The organism is Pseudomonas sp. EGD-AK9 (assembly GCF_000465935.2).
In the GTDB taxonomy this organism is placed as follows: Bacteria; Pseudomonadota; Gammaproteobacteria; order Pseudomonadales; family Pseudomonadaceae; genus Aquipseudomonas.
Genome location: NZ_AVOF01000123.1, coordinates 1 through 8,248 on the forward strand (window position 1 = coordinate 1; position 8,248 = coordinate 8,248).

An 8,248-nucleotide genomic window follows, 5' to 3' on the forward strand; every position below is an offset into this window, starting at 1 on the left:
GTCAGGGCGATCTCGCGACCGTCGAAGGCCGGCGCTGCCAGCGCCTGCTCGGCCTGGCGGTCCAGCACGACGACGGCCAGGCCCTGGCCGGACAGGGCGCGGGCCAGGCACAAACCGGCCGGGCCGGCGCCGATGATGGCGACATCGAAGGTCATGCTGCTGCGCTCCGTGCGGATTCGGGAGCGAGTGAGTCTAGGCGGGGGCGTGGCGGCAAATATTGTCCCGGGTCATTCGAGCGGCGGTTTGCGTCATAGCGAAATCCTGGCCCGTGATCCGGAGGCGAACCCGCAGGCCGCCCCTTGTGGGTATGTCGCTCAATCAGTACGCACGGGCCCCCGGGGGAGGTGCTGTGGAAAACCGCGCAGCGTTTCCACATTCCCATGCCGGGGTCATGGCGCTGCAGGGCAAGCTGGGCGTTGCCCACCCCAGGCCTTGTCAGCGATTGGCGACTGCCCGGTTTGCCTGACACTGCTGCTTCGCCAGGTCGGCGTGCAGGCCGTTCAGGCGCTGCCGCAGGCGGCTGAGCTGGGGCTCGTCGGCCTGGGCGAGCAGGTCGGCGAACAGGTCGACCAGCGCCTGGCGACTGGTCGCATAGCTGGCCTGGTAGGCCTGGGTATGGAAGCTTTCGCGCTGTTGCAGCAGCGCGCGCATGCGCGCCTCGAACGCCTCGCCGCGGCGCACCTCGAGGGTTTCGCGCAGCGCCTGTTGCCAGGCCAGGCGGTTGTCCAGCCAGACCCGGTTCTGCGCCCCCAGGCTGGCGGCCCAGGCCTCGACGCGGGCGCTCTGTGTGGCGCTCAAGTTGCCGAACCAGGGCTGCAGGCGCTGGCTCATGCGCTCGGCGCGTTGGGCGATCTGCTGCGGCAGCGGTGGTTCGACAAATTCTTCGCGCAGCTTGGCGTTCTGCTCGTCCAGCGCCTCGAACAGCTGCTCGACCTGGCGCGGGCTCAGGCCACGCAGCAGCTGCACGCTGCTCGGGGTGATTTCCACGGCGATGCGCTGCAGGGCCTGGTCGAAGGCCTGCAGTTGCGCGGCCAGCGCCTCGCTGTCGGGGGCGTCCAGCAGCGCCTGGTTGGCCTCTAGCCAGTCGAGGTAGCGCGGCAGCTCGACGCGGCAATGCCAGGCCAGGTGCTGCCGCACTTGCGGCTTGAGCCAGGCGCGCTGCTGCTCGTCGAGCGCCAGGTAGTCGTCCAGCTTCCAGGGGATCAGCCAGTCCAGATTGCGGTAGGCCAGGTCGACCCGGCTGCAGGCGCCGAGCAGCAGTGCCAAGGCCAGCAGCAGAAGCAGGGGCTTGCGCAGCGACATGAGCGTGCTCTCTCGAGGGCGGAGACCTTGAGCCTAATGCCAGACGGGCAGGGCGCAAGAGGGCGGAAATATCCGCTTAAGAGTTCAGCGTTTCCTAGGGTGTGTCGCGCCCCGGCCATTCGTTGCCCGCGTTGCGGCGCAGGGCGCTCCCTACAGAATAAAAAACCGCCCCGAAGGGCGGTTCCGCTTGCATCGGCCGGGTTCAGCCGCCGAGGTAGGCGTCGCGTACCTTGGGGTCGCTGAGCAGGTCGCTGCCGCTGCCCTGCATGACGATATGGCCGTTCTCCAGCACATAGCCACGGTCGGCCAGCTTCAGCGCCTGGTTGGCGTTCTGCTCGACCAGGAAGATGGTCACGCCGTCTTTGCGCAGCTGTTCGATGATGTCGAAGATCTGCTGGATGATGATCGGCGCCAGACCCAGCGACGGTTCGTCGAGCAGCAGCAGCTTGGGCTTGCTCATCAGCGCACGGCCGATGGCGAGCATCTGCTGCTCGCCGCCGCTCATGGTGCCGGCGCGCTGGGCGAAGCGTTCCTGCAGGCGCGGGAACAGTTGCAGGACCTTGTCCAGCTGCTCCTGGTTGTCGCCCTTGCTGCCGAAGAAGCCGCCCATGGCCAGGTTTTCCTCGACGGTCAGGCGGGCGAACACGCGGCGGCCTTCCGGCACCACCGCGATGCTCTTGCGCATGATGTCCGGCGTGTCCATGCCGACCAGTTCCTCGCCCATGTAGCGGATGCTGCCACTGGTGGCGCGCGGGCTGCCGCACAGGGTCATCAGCAGGGTCGACTTGCCGGCGCCGTTGGCGCCGATCAGGGTGACGATCTCGCCTTTCTGTACCTCGATGCTGACCTCGTGCAGGGCCTGGATCTTGCCGTAGAAGGTGGAGACCTTGTTGAAACTGAGCATGGTTAGGCTTCCCCCAGGTAGGCTTTGATCACGTCCGGATTGTTGCGGATCTGCTCCGGCGTACCGTCGGCCAGGGGGGTGCCCTGGTTGATCACGTAGATGTGGTCGGAAATGCTCATCACCAGCTTCATGTCGTGCTCGATCAGCAGCACGGTGACGCCGTGCTCGTCGCGCAGCACGCCGATCAGCTGCTTGAGGTCCTCGGTTTCGCGCGGGTTGAGACCGGCGGCCGGCTCGTCGAGCATCAGCAGGCGCGGGCGGGTCATCATGCAGCGGGCGATTTCCAGGCGGCGCTGCTGACCGTAGGCCAGGGTGCCGGCCGGGCGGTTGGCGAACTCGGTGAGGTTGACCCGTTCCAGCCAGTGCGCGGCGAAGTCCATCGCCTCGCGCTCGCTCTTGCGGAACGCCGGGGTCTTGAACAGGCCGGACAGGTAGTTGGTGTTGAGGTGGCGATGCTGCGCCACCAGCAGGTTCTCCACCGCGGTCATGTCCTTGAACAGACGCACGTTCTGGAAGGTGCGCACCACGCCCTTGCGCGCGATCTTGTGGCCCGGCAGGCCCTCGATCTGCTCGCCGTCGAGGCGGATGCTGCCGCCGGTGGGCTGGTAGAAACCGGTCAGGCAATTGAACACCGTGGTCTTGCCGGCGCCGTTCGGGCCGATCATGGAGACCACCTGTTTTTCCTTGACGCTCAGGCCCACCTCGTTGACGGCCAGCAGGCCGCCGAAGCGCATGGTGAGGCCGCTTACTTCGAGAATCGCGCGGCTCATTGCTTCAACTCCAGGTGGGGACGCTGCATGGGCAACAGGCCCTGCGGACGCCAGATCATCATCAGCACCATCAGGGCGCCGAACATCAGCATGCGGTATTCGTTGAACTCCCGCGCCAGTTCCGGCAGCAGGATCATGACGATGGCCGCGAGGATGATCCCCAACTGCGAACCCATGCCGCCGAGCACCACGATGGCGAGGATGATCGCCGACTCGATGAAGGTGAACGACTCCGGCGACACCAGGCCCTGGCGCGCGGCGAAGAAGCTGCCGGCGAAACCGGCGAAGCTGGCGCCGATGGTGAAGGCCGAGAGCTTGATCACGGTGGGGTTCATGCCCAGCGCGCGGCAGGCGATCTCGTCCTCACGCAGCGCTTCCCAGGCGCGGCCGATGGGCATGCGCAGCAGACGGTTGATCACGAACAGGGTCAGCAGCACCAGCAGCAGGGCGATCAGGTAGAGGAAGATCACCTTGTTCACCGAGTTGTAGGCGATGCCGAAGTACTCGTGGAAGGTCTGCATGCCCTCGGCGGCGCGGCGGTCGAAGGACAGGCCGAACAGGGTCGGCTTGTCGATGCCGCTGATGCCGTTGGGGCCGCCGGTGAGCTCGGTCATGTTGCGCAGCAGCAGACGGATGATCTCGCCGAAGCCCAGGGTGACGATGGCCAGGTAGTCGCCGCGCAGACGCAGCACCGGGAAGCCGAGGATGAAGCCGAAGAACGCCGCCATCAGGCCGGCGATCGGCAGGCACACCCAGAAGCCCAGGCCGTAGTAGTGCGACAGCAGCGCGTAGCTGTAGGCGCCGACGGCGTAGAAGCCGACGTAACCCAGGTCGAGCAGACCGGCCAGACCCACCACGATGTTCAGGCCGAGGCCGAGCATCACGTAGATCAGGATCAGCGTGGCGATGTCCACCGCGCCGCGCGAGCCGAAGAACGGCCAGGCCAGAGCGACCAGGATCAGGCCCATGATCGCCCAGCGCTGGGTCGAGGGCAGGGTGAGGAAGTTGCTCGCCTTGCTCGGCATGCTCGGCAGCTTGGGCGCGTGGGCCCAGGCGGCGCCGAGCTGGCTGCGGAACAGCTGCCAGAAGAACATGGCGATGGCGCAACCGGCGATGGTCCACAGCACGGCCGGGCTGGCGCCCTGCACCTGCAGCTTGATGCCGACGGTGGTCAGCTTCAGGCCGAGCACCGGGTAGGCCACGGCCAGCACCAGCAGGGCGCTGAAGAAGGCGGTCTTGAGGCGATTGCTCATGGAGGGCGCACTCATACTTTTTCAACCTCCGGACGGCCGAGGATGCCGGTCGGGCGGAACAGCAGCACCAGCACCAGCAGGCTGAAGGCCACCACGTCCTTGTACTGGTCGCCGAAGATGTCGGCGCCGAAGGCTTCGGCCACGCCCAGCACCAGGCCGCCGAGCACGGCGCCGGGGATGCTGCCGATGCCGCCGAGCACCGCGGCGGTGAACGCCTTGATCCCGGCGAGGAAGCCCAGGTGCGGGTTGATCACGCCGTACTGCATGCCCAGCAGCACCGCGGCCACGGCGGCCAGGGTGGCGCCGATGACGAAGGTCAGGGCGATGATGTTGTTGGTGTTGATGCCCAGCAGGTTGGCCATCTTCAGGTCTTCGGCGCAGGCGCGGCAGGCGCGGCCGAGGCGCGAGCGGGAGATGAACATGCTCAGGCCGACCATCACCACGAAGGTGACGACGAAGATCAGCACCTGCATGTAGGAGATGACCACGCCGTTCATGGCGCTTTCACCGAAGATGAAGTTGCCCGGCAGCAGGTTGGGAATGGCCTTGTCCTTGGAGTCCTGGGCCAGCAACACCTCGTTCTGCAGGAAGATCGACATGCCGATCGCGGAGATCAGCGGGATCAGGCGGTTGCCGCCGCGCAAGGGGCGGTAGGCCACCCGTTCGATGCTGTAGCCGTAGGCGCTGGCGACGATGATGCTGGCGGAGAACGCCGCGATCATCACGATGGGCAGACTGTCGAGACCGAACATGGCGAGTCCGGCGATCACGATGAAGGCTACGTACGAGCCAATCATGTAAACCTCGCCATGGGCGAAGTTGATCATGCCGATGATGCCGTAGACCATGGTGTAGCCGATGGCGATCAGGGCATAGGTACTGCCAATGGTGAGTCCATTGATCAGCTGTTGAAGGTAGTGGTAAAGATCAGGCATTGCCTAACTCCTGGGCCCTGCGTAAAGCGGCGCTTGTGACGCAGCGCAAGACCGGAATTCTTCTAATAAACAAAGCCCACTGCGGCTGCAGTGGGCTTTGGGTTCAGGCGGGACTGTTACTTGGCTTCGGACTTGGTGCCGTCCTGGTGCCATTCGTAGACCACGAAGCTGAAGTCCTTCAGATCGCCCTTCTCGTCGAAGGCGAGGGTGCCGGTCGGGGTGTCGAAGCTGTTGGCGCGCAGGGTTGCGGCCACTTCGGCGGTGTCGGTGCTGCCGGCTTTCTCGATGGCTTCGGCAATCACCTGCACGGCGGCATAGGCCGGGAACACGAACGGGCCGCTCGGGTCTTCGTTCTTGGCCTTGAAGGCCTCGACCAGCGCCTGGTTCTTCGGATCCTGGTCGAAGGACTTCGGCAGGGTCACCAGCAGGCCTTCGGAGGCCGGGCCGGCGATGGCCGAGATTTCCTTGTTACCCACGCCTTCCGGGCCCATGAACTTGACGTCCAGACCCTTCTCCTTCGACTGGCGCAGCAGCAGGCCCAGTTCCGGGTGGTAGCCGCCGTAGTAGACGAAGTCGACGCCGGCTTGCTTGAGCTTGGCGATCATCGCGGAGAAGTCCTTGTCGCCGGCGTTGATGCCTTCGAACAGGCCGACCTTGATGCCCTTGCCTTCCAGGGTCTGCTTGACCGCGGTGGCGATGCCTTCGCCGTACTGCTGCTTGTCGTGAATCACGGCGACGTTCTTCGGCTTGATGCTGTCGGCGATGAAGTTGCCGGCGGTCGGGCCCTGCAGGCTGTCCAGGCCGATGGTGCGGAACACCAGTTCATAGCCGCGCGCGGTGATGTCCGGGCTGGTGGAGGCCGCGGTGATCATCAGGATGCCTTCGTCTTCGTAGATGTCGGAGGCCGGTTGAGTGGAGCTGGAGCAGAGGTGGCCGACCACGTAGGAGATGCCGTCGTTGACGATCTTGTTGGCCACGGCGACGGCCTGTTTCGGGTCGCAGGCATCGTCGTAGACCACGCCTTCGAGCTGGGCGCCGTTCACCCCGCCGGCCTTGTTGATCTGCTCGATGGCCATCTTGGCGCCGATGAATTGCATCTCGCCGTACTGCGCCACGGCACCGGTCACCGGACCGGCCAGGCCGATCTTGATGGTGTCGGCTGCCATCGAATAGCTGGCCGCCCCCGCCAGAGCCATTGCCGCAAACAGTTTGGAAATCTGCTTAGTAGCCTTGTTCATGAGTGCTCCACTCTTATGTTTTTCGTTGTTGTAGTTCTTGCGGCCGAAGCTGCAGAACCGGGTCCGTTACCCCGGTCATGCCCCCGGCAACTGTACCGGAACAGTGTAGAGCGCGGATTTGCGCCTTGAAAAGCCGGCAGCTGGAGGCGAATCGCGGGGGTGTCGCTAAATTGCAAGGTATGTACAGAAAAACGGCGTGTCCCCAGTCGCTCAGCGAGCGTCCCGCGGTTGCCTGAAGAGTTGCCGACGCTATCATTGCGCGCCTGCACTCATCGCCATCGACACGGGGCACACCATGACGGATCAATCTAGCACCCTCTATGCCAAGCTGCTTGGCGAAACCGCGCCGATTCGCTGGCAGGAACTGCAACCCTTTTTCGCCCGGGGTGCACTGCTCTGGGTCGAGGGCGGCGAGGATCTGGTGGCGATCGCCGAGGCCGTGGCCAGCAACGACCAGGCGCGGGTCGCCGAGCTGATGGCCCGGGGCCTGCTGGGCAAGCTGGAGGATGCCCGCGCCGAGGAACTGCTGGCGCGCGACCCGCAGCTGTGGGCGGTGGTGGTGGCGCCCTGGGTACTGGTGCAGGAGCGGGCGACGCCCGCCAGCGTGCACTGAAACGGCGCGCTGCAGCGGCGCGATAGCCGGTCTAGACTGTCTCGGCGTTCCCGCGCGGAACGCCCAGACCCGTTACTAAGGAGTGGTGCCATGTTCGAACCCGGTCACCTGCATCGCCGCAATCCGCCCGGTATGGCCGGGCAGCCGAGCTATTCCATCGACTTCTATTACGAGGTGCGCCAGGACCCCAAGGAAGGCGCCATGCTGCACGGTCGCCTGGTCGGCGAGATCGACGGCAAGGCCTTCGAGGAAGTGTTCGAGATGCACCGCGACACCGCCTTCAACTTCGCCAGCGTGATCTCCCGGCTGGTGGTCAAGCACGGCCTGCACGCCAACGCCAGCCCGATCATGCGCGCGCACAAGGAATACGACGCCATCTTCGAGGACATCCGCAGCAAGCTGCACGCCAAGCCGGGCGAGGCGGTGAACCTCGATCATCTGGAGCAGGACGGGCTCTGAGCACCTACTGGCCGAGCGTTGTTCTTCATGCCCATCGCCGAGAACCTGATCGCCTTCACCCTCGCCGCCACGCTGCTGACCCTGACGCCGGGCATCGACACCGCGCTGGTACTGCGCGCCGCGGCGGTCGAAGGCCGGCGACAGGCGTTTCGCGCGGCGCTGGGCATCAACGCCGGCTGCCTGCTGTGGGGCGCGGCGGTGGCCTTCGGCCTGGGCGCGCTGCTGGCGGTTTCCGAGTTCGCCTACAACCTGCTCAAGTATTGCGGCGCGGCCTATCTGGCCTGGCTCGGGCTGAACCTGCTGCTGCGCCCGCGCAGCTCGCTGGCCCTCGCGCAGGCGAGCGGCAAACCCGACGCCAACTGGTTTCTGCGCGGCCTGCTGGGCAACCTGCTCAACCCCAAGGTGGGGATCTTCTACGTCTCCGTCCTGCCGCAGTTAATCCCCCAGGGCCAACCCCTGATCGCCTGGACCTTCGGCCTGGTGGGCATCCACGTGGCGCTCGGCCTGGTCTGGGCGGCGCTGCTGATCGGCGCCACCCAGCCGCTCGGTCGCTGGTTGCGGCGCGAGGCGGTGATCGGGTGAATGGATCGCAGCACCGGGCTGATCTTCCTGCTGTTCGCCGCGCGCCTGGCATTGAGTCGACGCTGAAGCGCTATCCTGTGCCCTCGCGACCAAGAACCAGGCGGTGACGATGGACCGGTTTCAGGAAATGCGGGTGCTGCTGGCGGTGACCGAGGCCGAGAGCTTCGCCGGCGGCGCCAAGCTGCTGGGCAT

At 65.7% G+C, this 8,248-nt stretch carries 9 protein-coding genes and 1 pseudogene; 3 read left to right on the forward strand and 7 right to left on the reverse strand.

The features are described from left to right. The 7 genes from N878_RS26690 to N878_RS06825 all read right to left on the reverse strand — a co-directional run. On the reverse strand, nucleotides 1–155 hold a 155-nt coding region (locus N878_RS26690), incomplete at its 3' end, for an FAD-dependent oxidoreductase (RefSeq protein ID WP_156350857.1). Nucleotides 156–435: 280 nt separating this feature from the next. After that, on the reverse strand, nucleotides 436–1,302 hold the full coding sequence (locus tag N878_RS06800) for a DUF6279 family lipoprotein (protein WP_021442914.1): 867 nt from the start codon (nucleotides 1,300–1,302) through the stop codon (nucleotides 436–438). Between the two features lie 202 nt (nucleotides 1,303–1,504). Further along, nucleotides 1,505–2,206: an ABC transporter ATP-binding protein gene (locus tag N878_RS06805; RefSeq protein ID WP_021442915.1), complete on the reverse strand. Its 702-nt coding sequence runs from the start codon at nucleotides 2,204–2,206 to the stop codon at nucleotides 1,505–1,507. 2 nt (nucleotides 2,207–2,208) lie between these two features. Then, on the reverse strand, nucleotides 2,209–2,976 hold the full coding sequence (livG, locus tag N878_RS06810) for a high-affinity branched-chain amino acid ABC transporter ATP-binding protein LivG (RefSeq protein ID WP_021442916.1): 768 nt from the start codon (nucleotides 2,974–2,976) through the stop codon (nucleotides 2,209–2,211). Further along, nucleotides 2,973–4,229, reverse strand: a complete 1,257-nt coding sequence (locus N878_RS06815) for a high-affinity branched-chain amino acid ABC transporter permease LivM (RefSeq protein ID WP_021442917.1) — start codon at nucleotides 4,227–4,229, stop codon at nucleotides 2,973–2,975. Before N878_RS06815 ends, livG begins: the two co-directional genes overlap by 4 nt. An 11-nt stretch (nucleotides 4,230–4,240) precedes the next feature. Beyond that, a complete protein-coding gene (gene livH, locus N878_RS06820) occupies nucleotides 4,241–5,164 on the reverse strand; it encodes a high-affinity branched-chain amino acid ABC transporter permease LivH (protein ID WP_021442918.1) in 924 nt (307 codons plus the stop codon). 116 nt (nucleotides 5,165–5,280) lie between these two features. Continuing rightward, the gene (locus tag N878_RS06825) at nucleotides 5,281–6,402 is read right to left on the reverse strand and encodes a branched-chain amino acid ABC transporter substrate-binding protein (protein ID WP_021442919.1); all 1,122 of its coding nucleotides are present in this window, start codon (nucleotides 6,400–6,402) and stop codon (nucleotides 5,281–5,283) included. Between the two features lie 295 nt (nucleotides 6,403–6,697). On the opposite strand from N878_RS06825, the gene N878_RS06830 reads away from it, so the two are divergent. The 3 genes and pseudogenes from N878_RS06830 (at nucleotide 6,698) to N878_RS06840 (ending at nucleotide 8,122) form a co-directional block, all read left to right on the forward strand. Continuing rightward, nucleotides 6,698–7,015, forward strand: coding sequence for a DUF2288 domain-containing protein (locus N878_RS06830; RefSeq protein ID WP_021442920.1), 318 nt, complete (start codon nucleotides 6,698–6,700; stop codon nucleotides 7,013–7,015). Between the two features lie 90 nt (nucleotides 7,016–7,105). Continuing rightward, nucleotides 7,106–7,474 carry a DUF5064 family protein gene (locus N878_RS06835; RefSeq protein ID WP_021442921.1) on the forward strand — a complete coding sequence of 123 codons (369 nt, stop codon included), beginning with the start codon at nucleotides 7,106–7,108 and terminating at the stop codon, nucleotides 7,472–7,474. A gap of 27 nt (nucleotides 7,475–7,501) precedes the next feature. Then, a pseudogene (locus N878_RS06840) lies at nucleotides 7,502–8,122 on the forward strand (LysE family translocator). Nucleotides 8,123–8,248 lie beyond the last annotated feature (126 nt).

Bases quoted from the DNA above. Each gene is read 5' to 3' on its own strand.
- N878_RS06805 (WP_021442915.1), bottom strand. From the start codon at position 2,206: ATGCTCAGTTTCAACAAGGTCTCCACCTTCTACGGCAAGATCCAGGCC.
- N878_RS06830 (WP_021442920.1), top strand. From the start codon at position 6,698: ATGACGGATCAATCTAGCACCCTCTATGCCAAGCTGCTTGGCGAAACC.
- N878_RS06815 (WP_021442917.1), bottom strand. From the start codon at position 4,229: ATGAGCAATCGCCTCAAGACCGCCTTCTTCAGCGCCCTGCTGGTGCTG.
- N878_RS06835 (WP_021442921.1), top strand. From the start codon at position 7,106: ATGTTCGAACCCGGTCACCTGCATCGCCGCAATCCGCCCGGTATGGCC.
- N878_RS06825 (WP_021442919.1), bottom strand. From the start codon at position 6,402: ATGAACAAGGCTACTAAGCAGATTTCCAAACTGTTTGCGGCAATGGCT.
- livH (WP_021442918.1), bottom strand. From the start codon at position 5,164: ATGCCTGATCTTTACCACTACCTTCAACAGCTGATCAATGGACTCACC.
- N878_RS06800 (WP_021442914.1), bottom strand. From the start codon at position 1,302: ATGTCGCTGCGCAAGCCCCTGCTTCTGCTGCTGGCCTTGGCACTGCTG.
- livG (WP_021442916.1), bottom strand. From the start codon at position 2,976: ATGAGCCGCGCGATTCTCGAAGTAAGCGGCCTCACCATGCGCTTCGGC.